Origin of the sequence: Streptomyces sporangiiformans, assembly GCF_005768555.2 — a bacterium.
GTDB lineage: Bacteria > Actinomycetota > Actinomycetes > Streptomycetales > Streptomycetaceae > Streptomyces > Streptomyces sporangiiformans.
This window is the reverse complement of record NZ_VCHX02000175.1, coordinates 23,458-39,986: the sequence shown is the minus strand read 5'-3', so window position 1 is coordinate 39,986 and position 16,529 is coordinate 23,458. Positions and strand designations below refer to the sequence as shown.

Annotated in this window: 20 protein-coding genes, 1 pseudogene and 1 riboswitch; of the genes and pseudogenes, 11 read left to right on the top strand and 10 right to left on the bottom strand. The window is 70.0% G+C overall.

The genetic code is table 11. The features are described from left to right. Nucleotides 1-129: 129 nt before the first annotated feature. The 6 genes and pseudogenes from FGD71_RS30820 to FGD71_RS30795 all read right to left on the bottom strand — a co-directional run bounded on the left by FGD71_RS30820 (nucleotide 130) and on the right by FGD71_RS30795 (nucleotide 4,487). Nucleotides 130-804 (bottom strand): urease accessory protein UreF, encoded by a 675-nt coding sequence (locus FGD71_RS30820; RefSeq protein ID WP_119103825.1) that lies wholly within the window; start codon nucleotides 802-804, stop codon nucleotides 130-132. 19 nt (nucleotides 805-823) lie between these two features. Continuing rightward, a complete protein-coding gene (locus FGD71_RS30815) occupies nucleotides 824-2,545 on the bottom strand; it encodes an urease subunit alpha (protein ID WP_119103824.1) in 1,722 nt (573 codons plus the stop codon). Further along, nucleotides 2,538-2,849, bottom strand: a complete 312-nt coding sequence (locus FGD71_RS30810; RefSeq protein WP_054228979.1) for an urease subunit beta — start codon at nucleotides 2,847-2,849, stop codon at nucleotides 2,538-2,540. The genes FGD71_RS30815 and FGD71_RS30810 overlap by 8 nt, the downstream gene beginning before the upstream one ends. Before the next feature lie 16 nt (nucleotides 2,850-2,865). Next, nucleotides 2,866-3,168, bottom strand: a complete 303-nt coding sequence (locus FGD71_RS30805) for an urease subunit gamma (protein ID WP_055614092.1) — start codon at nucleotides 3,166-3,168, stop codon at nucleotides 2,866-2,868. Nucleotides 3,169-3,555: 387 nt separating this feature from the next. After that, complete coding sequence (locus FGD71_RS30800; protein ID WP_119103823.1) at nucleotides 3,556-3,834, bottom strand: type II toxin-antitoxin system Phd/YefM family antitoxin; 279 nt, start codon at nucleotides 3,832-3,834, stop codon at nucleotides 3,556-3,558. 147 nt (nucleotides 3,835-3,981) lie between these two features. After that, a pseudogene (locus FGD71_RS30795) lies at nucleotides 3,982-4,487 on the bottom strand (CatB-related O-acetyltransferase). A gap of 330 nt (nucleotides 4,488-4,817) precedes the next feature. On the opposite strand from FGD71_RS30795, the gene FGD71_RS30790 reads away from it, so the two are divergent. The 4 genes from FGD71_RS30790 (at nucleotide 4,818) to FGD71_RS30775 (ending at nucleotide 7,450) form a co-directional block, all read left to right on the top strand. Then, the gene (locus tag FGD71_RS30790) at nucleotides 4,818-5,453 is read left to right on the top strand and encodes an ATP-dependent Clp protease proteolytic subunit (RefSeq protein ID WP_119103822.1); all 636 of its coding nucleotides are present in this window, start codon (nucleotides 4,818-4,820) and stop codon (nucleotides 5,451-5,453) included. Nucleotides 5,454-5,460: 7 nt separating this feature from the next. Further along, nucleotides 5,461-5,769, top strand: a complete 309-nt coding sequence (locus FGD71_RS30785) for a hypothetical protein (protein WP_119103821.1) — start codon at nucleotides 5,461-5,463, stop codon at nucleotides 5,767-5,769. A 369-nt stretch (nucleotides 5,770-6,138) separates the two neighbouring features. Next, nucleotides 6,139-6,303, top strand: a riboswitch (cyclic di-AMP (ydaO/yuaA leader). A 3-nt stretch (nucleotides 6,304-6,306) separates the two neighbouring features. Beyond that, on the top strand, nucleotides 6,307-6,780 hold the full coding sequence (locus FGD71_RS30780; RefSeq protein WP_119103820.1) for a C40 family peptidase: 474 nt from the start codon (nucleotides 6,307-6,309) through the stop codon (nucleotides 6,778-6,780). Between the two features lie 247 nt (nucleotides 6,781-7,027). Continuing rightward, nucleotides 7,028-7,450 (top strand): DUF6328 family protein, encoded by a 423-nt coding sequence (locus FGD71_RS30775; protein WP_119103866.1) that lies wholly within the window; start codon nucleotides 7,028-7,030, stop codon nucleotides 7,448-7,450. Between the two features lie 59 nt (nucleotides 7,451-7,509). On the opposite strand, the gene FGD71_RS30770 is transcribed toward FGD71_RS30775, so the two are convergent. Beyond that, the gene (locus tag FGD71_RS30770; RefSeq protein WP_119103819.1) at nucleotides 7,510-7,953 is read right to left on the bottom strand and encodes an ATP-binding protein; all 444 of its coding nucleotides are present in this window, start codon (nucleotides 7,951-7,953) and stop codon (nucleotides 7,510-7,512) included. Between the two features lie 288 nt (nucleotides 7,954-8,241). Between FGD71_RS30770 and FGD71_RS30765 the strand changes: the two genes are divergently transcribed. Both FGD71_RS30765 and FGD71_RS30760 read left to right on the top strand, forming a co-directional pair. Then, nucleotides 8,242-9,099: a helix-turn-helix domain-containing protein gene (locus tag FGD71_RS30765; RefSeq protein ID WP_119103818.1), complete on the top strand. Its 858-nt coding sequence runs from the start codon at nucleotides 8,242-8,244 to the stop codon at nucleotides 9,097-9,099. 10 nt (nucleotides 9,100-9,109) lie between these two features. Beyond that, complete coding sequence (locus FGD71_RS30760) at nucleotides 9,110-9,334, top strand: DUF397 domain-containing protein (protein WP_119103817.1); 225 nt, start codon at nucleotides 9,110-9,112, stop codon at nucleotides 9,332-9,334. Here the strand turns inward: FGD71_RS30760 and FGD71_RS30755 are convergent. Beyond that, on the bottom strand, nucleotides 9,315-10,451 hold the full coding sequence (locus tag FGD71_RS30755) for an 8-amino-7-oxononanoate synthase (RefSeq protein ID WP_119103816.1): 1,137 nt from the start codon (nucleotides 10,449-10,451) through the stop codon (nucleotides 9,315-9,317). The two genes, FGD71_RS30760 and FGD71_RS30755, sit on opposite strands and share 20 nt — an antisense overlap. A gap of 160 nt (nucleotides 10,452-10,611) precedes the next feature. Here FGD71_RS30755 and bioB point away from each other — a divergent pair, with 160 nt between their 5' ends. Genes bioB through FGD71_RS30735 form a run of 4 tightly spaced genes read left to right on the top strand, consistent with a single transcriptional unit; the run spans nucleotide 10,612 to nucleotide 14,668 of the window. Next, nucleotides 10,612-11,778, top strand: a complete 1,167-nt coding sequence (gene bioB, locus FGD71_RS30750; RefSeq protein ID WP_119103815.1) for a biotin synthase BioB — start codon at nucleotides 10,612-10,614, stop codon at nucleotides 11,776-11,778. Next, nucleotides 11,771-13,075 carry an adenosylmethionine--8-amino-7-oxononanoate transaminase gene (locus tag FGD71_RS30745; protein WP_119103814.1) on the top strand — a complete coding sequence of 435 codons (1,305 nt, stop codon included), beginning with the start codon at nucleotides 11,771-11,773 and terminating at the stop codon, nucleotides 13,073-13,075. Before bioB ends, FGD71_RS30745 begins: the two co-directional genes overlap by 8 nt. A gap of 1 nt (nucleotide 13,076) precedes the next feature. Continuing rightward, a complete protein-coding gene (gene bioD, locus FGD71_RS30740; RefSeq protein ID WP_119103813.1) occupies nucleotides 13,077-13,862 on the top strand; it encodes a dethiobiotin synthase in 786 nt (261 codons plus the stop codon). 56 nt (nucleotides 13,863-13,918) lie between these two features. Further along, nucleotides 13,919-14,668, top strand: coding sequence for a class I SAM-dependent methyltransferase (locus FGD71_RS30735; RefSeq protein ID WP_119103812.1), 750 nt, complete (start codon nucleotides 13,919-13,921; stop codon nucleotides 14,666-14,668). Between the two features lie 60 nt (nucleotides 14,669-14,728). Here FGD71_RS30735 and FGD71_RS30730 read toward each other — a convergent pair whose 3' ends face one another. Beyond that, nucleotides 14,729-15,067 carry a fic family toxin-antitoxin system, toxin component gene (locus tag FGD71_RS30730; protein ID WP_119103865.1) on the bottom strand — a complete coding sequence of 113 codons (339 nt, stop codon included), beginning with the start codon at nucleotides 15,065-15,067 and terminating at the stop codon, nucleotides 14,729-14,731. Between the two features lie 37 nt (nucleotides 15,068-15,104). Next, on the bottom strand, nucleotides 15,105-15,332 hold the full coding sequence (locus FGD71_RS30725) for an antitoxin (protein ID WP_119103811.1): 228 nt from the start codon (nucleotides 15,330-15,332) through the stop codon (nucleotides 15,105-15,107). Nucleotides 15,333-15,653: 321 nt separating this feature from the next. Between FGD71_RS30725 and FGD71_RS30720 the strand changes: the two genes are divergently transcribed. Further along, on the top strand, nucleotides 15,654-16,525 hold an 872-nt coding region (locus tag FGD71_RS30720; RefSeq protein WP_244951227.1), incomplete at its 5' end, for an ABC transporter ATP-binding protein. Between the last annotated feature and the right edge of the window lie 4 nt (nucleotides 16,526-16,529).

The following is a 16,529-nucleotide window of genomic DNA, read 5'->3' as shown; positions in this document are numbered from 1 at the left end:
AGCCCGTCCGGCGTTTGAGGACGAGGCCGTTCAGGCCGATGGGGGTCTGAGGGCGGAGCCCCCTGGCGGGGCCTGGGGCGGAGCCCCAGGGAATGGGACGGGTAGGGGCGGCGGGGGCGAGAAATCTCCTCAGGAGGCAAACAGCCGTACAGGCCAAGCGGCATGCGCCTCCGCACTGATCTCCAGCAGCGGCGCCGAGACAGCAGGCAGCACATCGACTCCCTCCTCCACCGCACACCGCGCGACTTCGCCCGCCCGGTCCGCGACACGATCGAGATCGGGCGCCAGCCGAGCCAGCACCCCGGTGGCCTCGAAGGGGTCAAGACTCAGCAACCGCACCGTCGCGGTAGCCGGCCCACCGACACTCTCGTACGCGGAGCAGTACGCGGCATCCACCGCCCCGAGCCCCGCGGCCCGAGCGGCCACCCCCAGGACAACCGGCTGATGAGCCCCCTTGGGAAACTCCCGTGCCAACGCGTCGAGCTCGGCGGACGGCCAGGTCGCCCGAGCGGCCCGCATCAACTGCCGCCCGAGCTTCCGCGCGGCGACCCGCAGGGCGACCGACGGTGTCCGCGCGTCCGCGGCCTCGTCGAGCGCCACCGGATCGAGTCCGAGCGCGGCCGCCGCGGCCAGCGAGGCCGACACCAGCCCTGTTGTGTGCAACCGCCCCCGGCAGAACTCCTCCAGACTCTTGGCCCCGGTGATCCGCCCGGCCTTGACGGCCGCCTCGGCCCCGCCGGAGTGGGCGTGCCCTCCGGCGGGGAAGCGGCCATCGGCCAGAACAAGGAGCGCGGCTCGCGACATCGGATACCTGTCCCGGCCGTCAGAAGAGGAAGTAGCGCTGGGCCATGGGCAGTTCGGCGGCAGGAGTGGCCTCCACCAGCTCCCCGTCGATGTGCACGGCGAAGCTGTCCGGATCGACCCGCACCTGCGGCCTCGCGTCGTTCTCCCGCATGTCCGCCTTGGTCACCCCCCGTGTCGACTCGATCGGCACGAACCGCTTCCCGAGCTGGAGCCGCTCCGGAAGCGCGTCCTCGATCGCGAGCGGCGCGACGAAGTTGAAGGAGTTGGAGGCGGGGGCCCGCCCGATCGCCCCGTACATCGGCCGGGGCAGAATCGGCTGCGGGGTCGGAATCGACGCGTTGGCGTCGCCCATCTGCGCGTACGCGATCTGTCCGCCCTTGACGACGAGATGCGGCTTGACTCCGAAGAAGGCGGGCTCCCAGAGCACGAGGTCGGCGAGTTTGCCGGTCTCGACGGAGCCGACCTCGCGGGCGAGGCCCTGGGCGAGGGCCGGGTTGATGGTGTATTTGGCGACATAGCGACGTACCCGATGATTGTCGGCACGCCCGTCACCGGGGAGCGCTCCGCGCCGACGCTTCATCACGTGCGCCGTCTGCCACGTGCGCATGATGACCTCGCCCACCCGCCCCATCGCCTGGGCGTCGGACGAGATGATCGAGATCGCGCCCAGGTCGTGCAGGATGTCCTCGGCCCCGATGGTGGACGGCCGGATCCGGGACTCGGCGAAGGCCAGGTCCTCGGGCACCGCGGGATTCAGGTGATGGCACACCATCAGCATGTCGAGGTGTTCCTCGGCGGTGTTGACGGTGTAGGGCCGGGTCGGGTTGGTGGAGCTCGGCAGGACGTGCGGCTCGGAGACCACGGTCATGATGTCCGGCGCGTGCCCGCCGCCCGCACCCTCCGTGTGGTACGCGTGGATCGTGCGCCCCGCGATCGCGGCGAGCGTGTCCGCCACGAAACCGGCCTCGTTCAGTGTGTCCGTGTGGATGGCGATCTGCGTGCCCGTCCGGTCGGCCACGGTCAGCGCGGCGTCGATCGCGGCGGGCGTGGAACCCCAGTCCTCGTGAATCTTCAGGCCCAGTGCGCCCCCGCGGATCTGCGACAGCATCGCCTCGTGCGAGACGGTGTTGCCCTTGCCGAGCAGCCCGAAGTTGAGCGGGTACTCCTCCATCGCCTCCAGCATCCGCGCCAGATGCCAGGGGCCGGGGGTGACGGTCGTCGCCTTCGACCCCTCGGCCGGGCCGGTGCCGCCGCCGACGAGCGTCGTGATGCCGGACGCGAGCGCCTCGTCGGCGATCTGCGGACAGATCAGATGCACATGCGCGTCGATGGCACCGGCCGTCAGAATCCGCCCGTTGCCCGCGATGATCTCGGTCTCGGGACCGATCACCAGATCCGGGTGCACCCCGTCCATCGTGTCCGGGTTGCCCGCCTTGCCGATACCGGTGATCCGGCCGTCGCGGATGCCGACGTCGGCCTTGACGACGCCCCAGTGGTCGACGATCACGACGCCGGTGATGACGGTGTCCGGGGTGCCCTCCGCGCGCGTGGCACGGGACTGGCCCATGGATTCCCGGATGACCTTGCCGCCACCGAAGACGGCCTCGTCACCGGCGAGCCCGGGGCCGCCGGAACGGTCCTCCTCGATCTCGATCAGCAGATCGGTGTCGGCGAGGCGGATCCGGTCGCCTGTGGTGGGGCCGAACAGATCGGCGTACGCGGCACGCGAGATCTCAGGCATCGAGGGCACCTCCGGTCTCACCGCGCAGTCCGGGCACGACACGGGCGCCGGTGAGCGGAACGAGTTCGACGTCGACAGGGATCCCGGGCTCGAAGCGCACGGCGGTGCCGGCGGCGACGTTCAGCCGCTTGCCGCGCGCGGCGGCGCGGTCGAAGTCCAGACCGGGGTTGGCCTCGGCGAAGTGGTAGTGGGAGCCGACCTGGACGGGCCGGTCGGCGGCGTTGAGCACGGTGAGCCGGGTGACCTCGCGGCCTTCGTTGAAGGCGACGGGTCCGTCGGCGAAGAGGATCTCTCCGGGAATCATGGCGGCGGCTCCCCCGTCAGACGATCGGGTCATGGACGGTGACGAGCTTGGTGCCGTCGGGGAAGGTGGCCTCCACCTGGACGTCGTGGATCATCTCGGGGATGCCCTCCATGACGTCCTCGCGGGTCAGGATCTTGCGCCCGGAGGCCATCAGTTCGGCCACCGTGCGGCCGTCGCGCGCGCCTTCGAGGATGTGCGAGGTGATCAGGGCGACGGCTTCGGGGTGGTTCAGTTTCAGCCCCCGGGCCCGGCGCTTCTCGGCCACGTCGGCGGCCACATGAATGAGCAGCCTCTCTTGCTCGTGCGGTGTCAGTTGCACGGCGTCCCACCTCACAGTCCTCGCTCCGGACCGTGCGGGGTCCGGTTGCCGCAGCCTCCGGGCAAAATCCCTGGTGGCGTGGAAGGCGCAGGCTAATTGGGTGGCGTTTCAGCGACGTTAACCGGCCTTGGCCCGCCTCCCCGGTGTCGCGCATGTCGGCTTCATGCCGGGCACCCGACACAGGACCCAAATATCCCTTACGTCCGGGCGGGGTCCGCACCGCTCACCGCGATCCGCCCCCGGGCCTGGCAGGCCCCGCCACCGCGACGGCCCAGGTGCAGAGGCAGCCCGAAGGGGACCGGACCGTATACGGAGCGGTCGATCTCGTTCTCGACGGAGCCGCCGCGTCAGGCCCCGTGCTCACCCTGGCGGGCAAGCACCGCATCCCTACGAGGCGTTGGGCCCCCGGTGTTCCGCCGCGATACCGAACCGCGGCCCTCCCCGTGGAGCGGGCGCGACCTCGCGGACGCTGGAGACGGCGCTGATCACCTGCTCCTCCGCCGTGTCCTGCAACTCCTCGAGTCGTTCCAGGTCAGCGGCGGAGACGAGGGCGACGAGGGGCTTCCCGTGCCGCGTCACGACGACGCGCTCACCGCCGTACACCACCCGGTTGATCAGGTCGGCGAGCTCAGCCCTGGCTTGCGTCACCGGAATCTCATAGGCCATGTTCTCCAGCTTACGGCGCCTCCCTGACGTCCATGAGGCGCGAGACAAGCGCCTGAGAACGAGGTCGATCAGCCATCGGGCAAGACCTCCCTGAAGCGGCGGTGGAGGGCCTCTCAACGCAACGTACGTGCACGGGCACCGAGGTTGCTACCCGAGGTTATTCGGAGCCGATGCCTCAAGGTCGTCGATGCTCCCGGACATGATGGCCCGGATGTGCTCGGTGAGGTGCTGGGCCGGCCAGTCCCACCAGGCGATGGCCAGCAGTCGGGCGATGCCCTCGGCACTGTGGCGGTAGCGGATGAGACGGGCCGGGTTTCCGCCGATGACGCCGTAGTCCGGCTCGGTCGTCGACGACGACCGAGCCGGAGGCGACGATCGCTCCGTGACCGATGCGCACGCCGGGCATCACCCTGGCCTGGTAACCGAACCAGACGTCATTGCCGACCACGGTGTCGCCACGGCCGGGCAGACCGGTGATGAGGTCGAAGTGCTCCGCCCATGAACCGCCCATGAGCCGCCCATGATCGGGAACGGGAACGGGTTTCGAACGCGGTCGGGTCGTCCGGGTCGTCGTAGTACGAGAACTCTCCGACCTCGGTCAGCGGTGAGGTGATGAGCGGCTTGAGCAGCACCACACGCGGCTGCCCCGGCATCGGATGCACAACGGTCGGATCGGCGGGAACGGGTGACACCACGGTTCGCCCTTCTCATGTGCGACGGATGAACCGCCCGGTGATCGCAGACCTGCCGCACCCGAGCACCACAATGCGGACGGGTACGGACGTGTCCACCTCGCTCCGGCCGAGCAGGAGTTGGGATCAGCGGCAGGATGCCGCCGGACTCCGATACGGACGAACTCTCAAGCCGAGAGCGAAACCGCCTTTGACCTGTTGCTCATCGCCAACTCGTGGGCCATGCTCCCCACATAACGTCTTGTACGTCCTGTACATTTTTTTGCAGGACGCACTCGGAGGAGGCATGCCATGACCCGACCGTCCGCCCGCTACGTCCTGCCCGAGTTCACCGAACACACGAGTTCGGGGCAGCGGACCATGGATCCGTACGCGAGGCTGCTGGAGGAACGGATCGTCTTCCTCGGGACGCCGATCGACAACACGTCAGCGAACGACGTGATGGCTCAGTTCATCCACCTCGAGCACCAGTCGCCGGACCGGGACATCTCGCTGTACATCAACTCCCCCGGCGGCTCGTTCAGCGCGATGACGGCCATCTACGACACGATGCGGTACATCACCTGCGAGGTGGAGACGGTCTGCCTGGGGCAGGCGGCGTCGGCCGCGGCGGTGCTGCTGGCGGCAGGCGCGCCGGGCAAGCGATCCGCGCTGCCGGACGCACGCATGCTGATCCACCAGCCGTCTCTGTCCGAGCCCGTGCAGGGCCAGGCGTCCGATCTCGCCATCCAGGCCGAGGAAATGATGCGCACCCGCAGGCTGCTGGAGGAGATGCTCGCCCGGCACACGGGCCGGAGCCAGGAGCGGATCAGCGCGGACATCGAGCGCGACAAGATCCTGGACGCGCCGGCGGCTGTGGAGTACGGGCTCGTCGACCAGATCATCCCGAGCCGCAAGGCCTCGCGCCCCGCCCCCGGCGCGAGGTGAACCGCTGATGCTCCCACCGGAGTTGCCCCCGATACCGGCCCTGACCCGCGCGGAGGGTGAACTGATCGACCGTTACCTGGAGGTGGTCGACCTCCTGGGCCGGATCAATCCCGCGCGCCCCGGCGACACCTACCGCGGACTGCGTGCCGCGCAGGCACTGGTCAGCAAGGCCACCGCGCTGCGCGAAGCGCTGGCGCTGATGCACCAGCGGGGTGAGCACGAGGTGCACGCCCCCACCCTGGCTCGGGCACTGCGGGTCCTCGACGGCGAACGCCGCGCGGCTCGCGTCGCCTTGCCGTCCGACTCCGACAGTTGACGCACACGGACCGGCCCGGAGCCCCACAGGTGTCTGTCGAGGCGTCCGGGCAAGGTTTGAAACGCACCAAATGGTGTACCCCCGAACGTCGTAGCCGGGAGTCGTTCCACAGACCCATGCGAGTTGCTCAGCGCGCGTATCGCTGAGACGGAATCAGGCATTCCAGTGCTGGTACGGGGGCCCTTGACCCTCTCGACGCCCTCACCGAAACGGGGGTGTCCACCCGAACAGGTGAGTGGTGAGTAACCCCACAAAACACCGATTCTGTTCGGCTTTTCCGACGTTCGTGCGTCAAGATCCCTTCCGACGACAAGCCCCCGCCACAGCGGCGGGGCGGTCCGGGCGGACGCCGAGTCCTGCCGCCGCCCGGATGACGGGTCGACAGAAGTGGATCGGCAGGAGTGGAGGACCCAAGCACGACGGGCCGCCGGAGAGATCCGAGTGGCCCTTGGGGTGAAGCCGCACACGCGGCCGGGCAACTTCGCCAGCCCGAATCCGACAGGTCATCCTTCACAGGCGGCTGACGAAGGGTTGCGCATGACTGCGCTCAATCGAGTCCCGTCGCTGCTGACCAGGGCCGGTACCGCATCGGCTCTCACCATCGCCGCCGTTGGCGGCGGCATTGTGGCCCCCGGCTTCGCGTCCGACGCCGAAGCGGCCACCCCCGCGACGAAGGCACTTCAGGTGGCGGCCTCCAAGAAGGGTTCCCCGTACAAGTGGGGAGCCACGGGGCCCAAGCGCTTCGACTGCTCCGGCCTCACGCTGTACTCGTTCAAGAAGGCCGGCAAGTCACTGCCCCGCACCGCCGCGGCGCAGTACAACAAGACGCGCCACATCTCCGCTTCGAGCCGTAAGCAGGGAGACCTCGTGTTCTTCCACTCGGGCCGGAACGTGTACCACGTCGGCATCTACGCCGGGAAGGGACGGATCTGGCACTCCCCGAAGACCGGGGACGTGGTGAGGCTGCAGAAGATCTGGACGAGGAGCGTCTGGTACGGCCGGGTCAGGTGACGCGCCCGTGGGGTGGCGGCGGTTCAGCTTCGACGCCGCCACCCCACGCGGCGGGCGTGATGTCGGCCGTTGATTGGTTACTCATTCACGTATGACCGACCGTCACGCCAGCGACCCCAGCGACCGTCATCCCACCGACGGACCGGCCACCGGCCGTCATCCCACCGACGGACCGGCCACCGACAGACAGGCCGCCCAGGAGCGGCGCGAGACGCGGCTCGAACGCGCCGACCGCAACTTCAACGAACTGCTCCAGGAACTGAGGGTCACCCAGACCGGCGTACAGATCCTCTTCGCCTTCCTGCTGACCCTCGCGTTCACCCCGCGCTTCCCGTCCCTCGACACCATGCAGCGCGCCACGTACGTCACCACGCTGCTGCTCTCCGTGCTGGCCGCCATGCTCTTCACCGCCCCCGCCGCGCTGCACCGCCGGCTCTTCCAGCAGGGGGCCAAGCCGCAGCTCGTGACCGTCTCGTCACACCTCGCCCAGCTCGGGATGGCGGTGCTCGCGCTCGCGCTCGCCGGGTCGGTCCTCCTGGTCGTGGATGTGGCGGTGGGCCGGGTCGGAGGGATCGTGGCCGGTGCGGGCACGCTGGTGGTGTGCCTCGGACTGTGGGCGCTGGTGCCTGACGTGATGCGACGTCGCACCGGCCGGAACCCGGAGGACTGAGGCCCTGCGACGCCGGACGGGCCTGGGCCTGTCCGACCCTGGTCCGCCGGACAGCACACCTAGTCGGCCGTCGCGGGCTGGACCGGCGCCTCCCACGGCAGCATGATCGACACCGTCTTGCCGCCTTCGCGGGTGGGCCGGATGGTCAGTTTGCCGCCGCACTCGGCGGTCAGCCAGCGGATGATCACCATGCCGCGGCCGTTGTCCTGCTGGACGGCCGCGGGCAGACGCTTCGGAAAGCGGGGATGGCTGTCCGTCACGCCGATGCGCAACTGTTCGTCACGGTCGAGCGTGACGTCCACCGTGAAGGTGGGCGACTGCCCGAGGGTGTGCTGCACGGCGTTGGTGGCGAGTTCGGACACGATGAGCCGGACGGTGTCGGCGACCTCGGTCTCGGGTGGAAGGCCCCATTCGGCAAGGACGTTGGCGACGAAGGTACGGGCGGCGGAGACCGAGGCGGGATCGCTCGGCAGAGTGACGGATGCTTCCAGGTGGTCTGCCATGGCGTCGTCGTCCCTTTCCCACGGGACCGGAGTCCGACACGGAGCGGATGATTCGAGTACGGTCCCGGACTGGTGCTGCGCGCCACACTGCCACTACCGCGCGGGTCTCGGTGGCGATCCACCGAGATATGCATATATCTGTCGCTCGAAGCGGTGAACTCTGCGACGGCCGACCGTATTTGGGCGGGTGACCGGGGCACCTTTCGGACGGGTGACCGGGGGGTTCTTTTACCGTCGGCGTGACACCGGACGTTATAGCGTCGGCTCGACGGTCGGAAGGAGACGGCCATGAAGTGCGGGCCCGCGGTACGCCGCCGAAAGCTCGGCGCGGAACTACGCGCTCTGCGTGCCCATGCGGGCCTCACGAGCAGCGAGGCGGCCAGGCTGGTCGGCTGGCACCAGTCGAAGGTGAGCCGGATCGAGACCGGCCGCAGCAAGGTCAAACCGGCCGACGTACGACTGCTCCTGGACGCCTACGACGTCCAGGACCCTGATCTGCGTGAGTTGCTCGTCGTCCTGGCGGGCTCCGGCGAGGGCGGCCGGGACCACTGGTGGCACGCCTACCGGGGCGTACTGCCGCCCACGTACCGCGACTTCATCAGCCTGGAGTCGCAGGCCTGCGCGATGCGCACGCTGGAGAACTCCGTGGTCCCGGGGCTGTTGCAGACCCCGGAGTACGCGCGCGAGGTGACGCGGGCCGCCGTGGACGGGCTGCCGGACGGCAAGGTCGACGCGCTCGTGGAGGTACGTCTCGCCCGCCAGGACGTGCTGCGTTCGAACCCACCGCTCCACCTGAGCGCGGTCCTGGACGAGGCGGTGCTGCGCCGTACGGTCGGCGGACCCGAGGTGATGGCACGGCAGTTGAAGCACCTGCGGGAGGCCGCGCACCTGCCTCACGTGCGGATTCAGGTGCTGCCGTTCGGTGTTGGGGCCCACGTCGGGGTGACTGGACCTTTCGTTATCTTCTCTTTTCCGAACACATCTGATCTGGATGTGGTTGTTCTCGACCACTTGACGAGTAGTCTCCATCTCGAACGGAAAGAAGACCTCCATGCCTACAGCGAGGCCTTCAACTCCCTTCAGGTGAACGCCCTTTCCCCCGAAGAATCGTTGGGTTTCATCGACGGGATAGCTGACGCCGCATAAAGGAGGCACCATGTCCGCCCTGCCTCGGTACGTACCTTCGAGCATCCATCTGCCCGGTGTGCTGTGGCAGCGCAGCAGCCACAGCACCGGAATGAACAACTGCGTCGAGACGGCCCGGCCGGGCTCCGGCCCGTGGACCGGTCTCATCGCCGTGCGCGACTCGAAGAACACCTCGGGTCCCGCCCTGCTCTTCGCCCCCTCGGCCTGGGAGGGCTTTATCGCCGCGCTTCACTGATCACACGCACGGCACGGTCGATCTGCCCGCCGGTGAGGTCCGCGCGGGCGGTCAGCCGCAGCCGTGAGATACCGTCCGGCACCGACGGGGGACGGAAGCAGCCGACGGCCAGTCCCGCCTCGCGGCAGTCCGCGGCCCAGCGCACGGCCTGCTCCGGGGACGGTGCGCGCACGGAGACGACGGCGGCGTCCGGCCGCACCGCCTCGAGGCCCTCGGCCGTCAGGCGGGTGTGCAGTTCCGTCGCCACGGCACGCGCGCGTGCCGCCCGTTCGGGCTCCCGGCGCAGCAGACGAAGGGCCGCGAGGGCGGCGCCCGCCGCCGCGGGGGCCAGACCGGTGTCGAAGATGAACGTACGGGCGGCGTTGACCAGGTGCTCGATCACGCGGGCCGGACCGAGGACGGCACCGCCCTGGCTGCCGAACGACTTCGACAGCGTGACGGTGGCGACGACATCGGCCGCGCCCGCGAGCCCGGCCGCGTGCGGCGCGCCCCGGCCCCCCTCACCGAGGACACCCAGGCCGTGCGCGTCGTCGACGACCAGTCCGGCGCCGGACTCCCGGCAGACGCCCGCGAGTCCGGTGAGCGGCGCCGCGTCGCCGTCCACCGAGAAGACCGTGTCGGACACGACGACGGCGGGACCGGAGTGCGTGCCCAGCGCCTTGCGCACCGCCTCGGGGTCGGCATGGGCGACGACCTGCGTGGCGCCGCGCGCGAGACGGCAGCCGTCGATCAGCGAGGCGTGGTTCCCCGCGTCCGAGACGATCAAGGAGCCGTGCGGCGCCAGCGCGGTGACGGCGGCGAGATTGGCGGCGTAGCCCGAGGAGAAGACGAGCGCGGATTCGAAGCCGCAGAACTCGGCCAGCTCACGCTCGAGTTCGGCGTGCAGTTCCGTGGAGCCCGTGACGAGCCGGGAGCCCGTGGCGCCACCGCCCCACACCCGCGCGGCCCGCGCGGCGGCCTCGGTGATCTCGGGGTGCCTGGCCAGGCCCAGGTAGTCGTTGCTCGCGAGGTCGAGGAGCGGTGTGTCGGCGGGGCGCGGGCGCAGGGTGCGGACGAGTCCGGCCCGGCGACGCGCTCGCGCCTGCTCGTCGATCCACGCGAACGGCGATTCCGCCATGTGTCCTCCGGGCCTTGAAGATGCGCTTTTTGTAGGCAGTGCACAGACCCTAGCGGGCTGACCAGCCGCCCAGGGTGTGGAAAAAACCACACGTCGAACCACCTCTGTTGTACGAACTCTCCTTTGCCCGGCACGGTCGGATAGGCCAGGATCGGACCCCATGAACCTGCTGAACACACTGGTGGACAAGGGGCTTCGACGCGAGCTGCCGACGCGCGACGAGGCACTGGCCGTTCTGGCCACCTCCGACGACGAACTCCTCGATGTGGTGGCCGCGGCCGGCAAGGTGAGGCGGCAGTGGTTCGGCCGACGAGTGAAACTCAACTATCTGGTCAACCTGAAGTCGGGGCTCTGCCCCGAGGACTGCTCCTACTGCTCGCAGCGCCTCGGCTCCAAGGCGGAGATCCTCAAGTACACCTGGCTGAAGCCCGACCAGGCCTCCGATGCCGCGGCCGCCGGGCTCGCGGGAGGCGCCAAGCGGGTATGCCTGGTGGCGAGCGGGCGCGGCCCGACGGACCGGGACGTCGACCGGGTCTCGGACACCATCAAGGCGATCAAGGACCAGAACGAGGGTGTCGAGGTCTGCGCCTGTCTCGGTCTGCTCTCCGACGGCCAGGCCGAGCGGCTGCGCGCTGCGGGTGCGGACGCGTACAACCACAACCTCAACACGTCCGAGGGGACGTATGGGGACATCACGACCACCCACACCTACGCCGACCGTGTGGACACGGTCCAGAAGGCACACGGGGCGGGCCTTTCCGCCTGCTCGGGCCTGATCGCGGGCATGGGTGAGACGGACGAGGACCTCGTCGACGTCGTCTTCGCGTTGCGCGAGCTGGATCCGGACTCCGTTCCGGTGAACTTTCTGATCCCCTTCGAGGGCACTCCGCTCGCCAAGGAGTGGAACCTCACCCCGCAGCGCTGTCTGCGCATCCTCGCGATGGTCCGTTTCGTCTGCCCGGACGTCGAGGTGCGCATCGCGGGCGGCCGCGAGGTTCATCTCCGTACGATGCAGCCGCTCGCCCTGCACCTCGCCAACTCGATCTTCCTCGGCGACTATCTGACCAGTGAGGGCCAGGCGGGCAAGGCCGACCTGGAGATGATCGCGGACGCCGGGTTCGAGGTGGAGGGGACGGACCAGGTGACGCTGCCGGAGCACCGGGCGGCGGCGGGCGCCTGCGGCTCTTCGGAGAGCGCGGGCTGCGGTGCGCACGACGGGGGCGGTGTGTGCGGTTCCGTTCCCGCCGAGAAGGTCTCCGAGGCGCGTACGGACCTGGTCTCCGTACGCCGCCGGGGTGCCGGAACGGATCTCGCGCCCAATGCCTGACCTGCCCGTCCTTCCCGTACGCGAGCTGCTCGACCTGGACCGGCGGCACGTCTGGCACCCCTACGGACCGATGCCCGGTCGGCAGGAACCGCTCGTCGTGGAGTCGGCGAGCGGGGTACGTCTGAAGCTGCGCACGGCGGATGGCGTCGACGACGGAGTCGAAGTCGTGGACGGCATGTCGTCCTGGTGGTCCGCCATCCACGGCTACAACCACCCCGTGCTCAACGACGCGGCGCGCGACCAGCTCGGGCGGATGAGCCACGTCATGTTCGGCGGGCTCACGCACGAGCCCGCCGTGCGGCTGGCGAAGCACCTTGTCGACATGTCGCCTCAGGGTCTGGAGCATGTGTTCCTCGCCGACTCCGGCTCGGTCTCGGTCGAGGTCGCGGTCAAGATGTGCCTCCAGTACTGGCGTTCCCTCGGCCGCCCGCGCAAGCAGCGCCTGCTGACCTGGCGCGGCGGCTACCACGGCGACACCTGGCAGCCCATGTCGGTGTGCGACCCCGAGGGCGGGATGCACGAGCTGTGGCAGGGGGTACTGCCCCGGCAGGTGTTCGCGGATCCGCCTCCGGTCGAGTACGAGGAGTCGTACGCGGACCGTCTGCGCGCGCTGATCGAGTCCCACGCCGACGAGCTGGCCGCGGTGATCGTGGAGCCGGTGGTCCAGGGCGCGGGCGGGATGCGGTTCCACTCCCCCGCGTATCTGCGGGTGCTGCGCGAGGCGTGCGACGCCCACGGCGTACTGCTCGTGTTCGACGAGATCGCGACCGGGTTCGGGCGCACGGGTGCGCTGTTCGCGGCCGACCACGCGGGCGTGACGCCCGATGTGATGTGTGTGGGCAAGGCGCTGACCGGCGGTTACATGACGATGGCGGCCACGTTGTGCACGTCAGGGGTCGCGGAGGGGATCTCTCGGGGCGAGGTCCCGGTGCTCGCCCATGGCCCGACCTTCATGGGCAATCCGCTCGCCGCCGCAGTCGCCTGCGCCTCCATCGAGCTGCTCCTCGGCCAGGACTGGCAGACCGAGGTCAAGCGGATCGAGACCGGGCTGCGGGAAGGGCTGGCTCCGGCCGCGGACCTTCCGGGCGTTCGGGACGTACGTGTCCTCGGTGCCATCGGTGTCGTGCAGCTGGACCACGCCGTCGACATGGCCGCGGCGACGCGGGCGGCGGTGCGCGAGGGGGTGTGGCTTCGGCCGTTCCGGGACCTCGTGTACACGATGCCTCCCTACGTCACCGGGGATGGCGACGTGGCAAGGATCGCGGCCGCGGTGTGCGCGGCGGCACGGGAAGGGTGACATGTCGGTACTGGTGATCACGGGCACGGGCACGGAGGTCGGCAAGACCGTGACGACGGCCGCCGTCGCCGCCGCGGCGGTCGCCGCCGGACGCTCCGTGGCCGTGCTCAAGCCCGCGCAGACCGGTGTCCTGCCGGGTGAGCGCGGGGACGCAGCCGAGGTGGCCCGGCTCGCGGGCGCGGTGACGGCGGTCGAACTCGCCCGCTATCCCGACCCGTTGGCCCCCGCCACGGCCGCGCGCCGGGCCGGGCTGGCGCCGGTACGGCTGTACGAAGTGGCGGAGGCGGCGGCCAAGTTGGCCGCCGAACACGATCTTGTGCTGGTCGAGGGGGCGGGCGGGCTGCTCGTACGGTTCGACGACGAGGGCAGCACGTTGGCGGACGCGGCACGCCTGCTGGACGCGCCGCTCCTGGTGGTCGCCTCCGCCGGACTCGGCACGCTCAACACGACGGAACTGACCGCCCGCGAACTGCGCGCCCGCCGGCTCGACCTGCTCGGCGTCGTCCTGGGGAGCTGGCCGCGCGACCCGGACCTCGCCTCACGCTGCAACCTCGCGGACCTTCCGGTGGTCGCGGGGGAATCGCTGCTCGGGGCCGTTCCCGAAGGGGCCGGACGGCTGCGGCCCGCCGCCTTCCGGGCCGGGGCGCCGGACTGGCTCGCGCCGCCGCTGGGTGGGACGTGGGACGCGGACACGTTCGCGGCGGAGCAGGCCGCGCCGTGGGCCGCCGACTCGCCCGGCTGCAACGCGCCCGCCCACGAAGCGGCCGGCTCCGCGATGGACGGGTGAGCGAGGGCGTCCTGGGGGAGAATCGCGATAACCCCAGTCGCCCAGGGGAGGTCTCCATGCGACCACGCGGCTTCCGGACCACACCGTCCGGCCGAATTCCTCCTGATTCCGTTCATCACCCGCTGTTCGCCCGTTTCTACGCCAAGGCCAGCGTGGCCGCCGAGCCCACGATCGGCGCCCATCGCGACCACCTGCTCGCCAGGCTCTCCGGCCGCGTCATCGAGATCGGCGCCGGCAACGGACTGAACTTCGCGCACTATCCGAGCACCGTCTCGGAGGTCGTGGCGATCGAACCGGAGCGCAGGCTGCGGCAGTTGGCGGTGACCGCGGCCATGCGCTCCGACGTGCCGGTCGACGTGGTCCCGGGCGTCGCGGAGGGGCTGCCGGTCAAGAGCGAGGCGTTCGACGCGGCGGTCCTGTCCCTGGTGCTGTGCAGCGTACGAAATCTGCCGAGGGCCCTCGCCGAGGTCCGCCGCGTCCTGCGCCCGGGCGGCGAACTGCGCTTCTTCGAGCATGGAAAGGGCGGCGGCGCGGCGATGGCCGCCACCCAGCGCGCCCTGGACCACACCGTGTGGCCCCTGCTGTTCGGCGGCTGTCACGTGAGCCGGGACATCGTCGGCGCGCTGCGGGACGCGGGGTACGAACTGGGCCCGTACCGGCGGCTGCTGGTGCCCGAGAAGGGACCGCGCCTGCCGACTTCTTACTGCGTGCTCGGTGCTGCGCGTCGCCCCGACCTCATGGAGAAGGAGAAGGGGAGGGAGAAGCAGGCGGAGGCCGAGGAGCCCTCGGGGACAGACGCCCCCTAGGTCCTGTCGTCGAACTCCCGTCATCCGCCCGAAGGGCAGACGGGAGTTCGACGACAGGACCTACAGGCTCCACTGGCGCAGTTCGCGGGTGATGTCCTGCACGGTGGCGTCGCCCGTCTTGACCAGGCGGGCGAGCTCGCGGACCTGTTCGGGCGAGGTGACGACCTTCAGGCCGCTGGCGACGAGATAGCCGTACGCGACGGCCATCGCGAACATCACGTTGGAGCGTTCGAGCGCCGGGACGTGCAGCAGTAGCTGGAGCAGGGCGGCGGCGCGGGCGTGCGGGGTGTCGTAGACGGGGACGCCGAATATCTCCGCCTCGTGCCGGCTGACCGCGGCGACGAGGGCTCCCCAGTCGGTGACCTGGGGATCTCCGGGAGTCTTCTGTTCGGCGACCATGAGCAGCCAGGCGAGTTCGACTCTGACGTTCAAGGGTTCAGCGACGGCCTTCTCGCTCCGGGCCGAACTCCTCGGCGAACACGGACTCGTACTGCTTCATGAAGTCGGCGGCGGCCTCCACGAAGGTGTGGCCCGCTTCCCCGGTGTCCTGTCTGACCAGCTCTTCGATATAGCGGTTGACGCTCATGCCGCGGGCCAGGGCGCGTTCGCGCGCGGCGCGGGCTGTGCCCTCGTCCACGCGTACGTTCAGTTGGGTCTTCGCCATACTTCGAAGCTAGCGCCAAGGTGCTATCAGAGGCAAGAGGGAAGGGCCTCCCGTCGGCCGCCGTCGCGACGCGCCAGACCCCCTCAGCCCTCCTCAGTCCCCCCTCGAACCCCCTCAGGGCACCTAAGGGTGCCCCTTACATGCATCTCGGGGGCACCGACCTGCGATGGAGACCGGTAGGGACTTCTGAGGGATACCGGGTGTGCCCCGGATCACATTAGGCTCGCTGCGGACACCGAAGTCCGACATAGGAGGCGGCCTTGTCCACACCTGCTGCGGAGCACGCCCTCGGCCGCACCGATGCCGGGGACATCGCGGCCNCACCTGCTGCGGAGCACGCCCTCGGCCGCACCGATGCCGGGGACATCGCGGCCCGGGCCCGCGGCCTGACGAAGGCGTACGGCTCGGGCGAGACCACCGTGCTCGCCCTCGACTCGGTCGACGTGGACATCGCACGCGGGCGCTTCACCGCGGTCATGGGCCCCTCGGGCTCCGGCAAGTCCACGTTGATGCACTGCCTGGCGGGCCTCGACACCGTCTCGGCCGGCCAGGTGTGGCTGGGCGACACCGAGATCACCGGGCTCAAGGAACGCGAGCTGACGCGGCTGCGCCGGGACCGGATCGGCTTCATGTTCCAGTCGTTCAACCTGATCCCGACACTGAACGCGGCCGAGAACATCACGCTGCCCATGGACATCGCCGGCCAGAAGCCCGACGAGAACTGGCTGAACCAGGTCATCGACACCCTGGGCCTGCGCGACCGCCTCAAGCACCGGCCCGCGCAGCTGTCCGGCGGGCAGCAGCAGCGCGTCGCCTGCGCCCGCGCCCTCGCCTCGCGCCCCGAGCTGATCTTCGCGGACGAGCCGACCGGCAACCTCGACTCCCGGGCCGGGCTCGAAGTGCTCGGCTTCCTGCGTGACGCGGTCGACAACCTCGGCCAGACCGTCGTCATGGTCACCCATGACCCGGGCGCGGCCGCCCACTCCGACCTGGTCCTCTTCCTCGGGGACGGGCGGATCGTGGACGAGATGGCGCGGCCGTCGGCGGAGGCCGTGCTGGAGCGCATGAAGAGGTTCGACACGATCCGGGGGCCGTTCGAGGAGAGCACCGAGGGCACCGAGAGCACCGCCCCTGACCGGGCCGCCGAGCCCCACCAGGATCCCGTCCGCGACATCGCCCCCGACAAGGACTGAGGCA

What these genes read in the sequence shown, in the direction of transcription:
- bioD (WP_119103813.1), top strand. Translation starts at nt 13,077, where the DNA reads ATGTCGGTACTGGTGATCACGGGCACGGGCACGGAGGTCGGCAAGACC.
- FGD71_RS30785 (WP_119103821.1), top strand. Translation starts at nt 5,461, where the DNA reads ATGCTCCCACCGGAGTTGCCCCCGATACCGGCCCTGACCCGCGCGGAG.
- FGD71_RS30725 (WP_119103811.1), bottom strand. Translation starts at nt 15,332, where the DNA reads ATGGCGAAGACCCAACTGAACGTACGCGTGGACGAGGGCACAGCCCGC.
- FGD71_RS30755 (WP_119103816.1), bottom strand. Translation starts at nt 10,451, where the DNA reads ATGGCGGAATCGCCGTTCGCGTGGATCGACGAGCAGGCGCGAGCGCGT.
- FGD71_RS30820 (WP_119103825.1), bottom strand. Translation starts at nt 804, where the DNA reads ATGTCGCGAGCCGCGCTCCTTGTTCTGGCCGATGGCCGCTTCCCCGCC.
- bioB (WP_119103815.1), top strand. Translation starts at nt 10,612, where the DNA reads ATGAACCTGCTGAACACACTGGTGGACAAGGGGCTTCGACGCGAGCTG.
- FGD71_RS30745 (WP_119103814.1), top strand. Translation starts at nt 11,771, where the DNA reads ATGCCTGACCTGCCCGTCCTTCCCGTACGCGAGCTGCTCGACCTGGAC.
- FGD71_RS30730 (WP_119103865.1), bottom strand. Translation starts at nt 15,067, where the DNA reads ATGGTCGCCGAACAGAAGACTCCCGGAGATCCCCAGGTCACCGACTGG.
- FGD71_RS30790 (WP_119103822.1), top strand. Translation starts at nt 4,818, where the DNA reads ATGACCCGACCGTCCGCCCGCTACGTCCTGCCCGAGTTCACCGAACAC.
- FGD71_RS30815 (WP_119103824.1), bottom strand. Translation starts at nt 2,545, where the DNA reads ATGCCTGAGATCTCGCGTGCCGCGTACGCCGATCTGTTCGGCCCCACC.
- FGD71_RS30735 (WP_119103812.1), top strand. Translation starts at nt 13,919, where the DNA reads ATGCGACCACGCGGCTTCCGGACCACACCGTCCGGCCGAATTCCTCCT.
- FGD71_RS30765 (WP_119103818.1), top strand. Translation starts at nt 8,242, where the DNA reads ATGAAGTGCGGGCCCGCGGTACGCCGCCGAAAGCTCGGCGCGGAACTA.
- FGD71_RS30800 (WP_119103823.1), bottom strand. Translation starts at nt 3,834, where the DNA reads ATGGCCTATGAGATTCCGGTGACGCAAGCCAGGGCTGAGCTCGCCGAC.
- FGD71_RS30760 (WP_119103817.1), top strand. Translation starts at nt 9,110, where the DNA reads ATGTCCGCCCTGCCTCGGTACGTACCTTCGAGCATCCATCTGCCCGGT.
- FGD71_RS30810 (WP_054228979.1), bottom strand. Translation starts at nt 2,849, where the DNA reads ATGATTCCCGGAGAGATCCTCTTCGCCGACGGACCCGTCGCCTTCAAC.
- FGD71_RS30780 (WP_119103820.1), top strand. Translation starts at nt 6,307, where the DNA reads ATGACTGCGCTCAATCGAGTCCCGTCGCTGCTGACCAGGGCCGGTACC.
- FGD71_RS30770 (WP_119103819.1), bottom strand. Translation starts at nt 7,953, where the DNA reads ATGGCAGACCACCTGGAAGCATCCGTCACTCTGCCGAGCGATCCCGCC.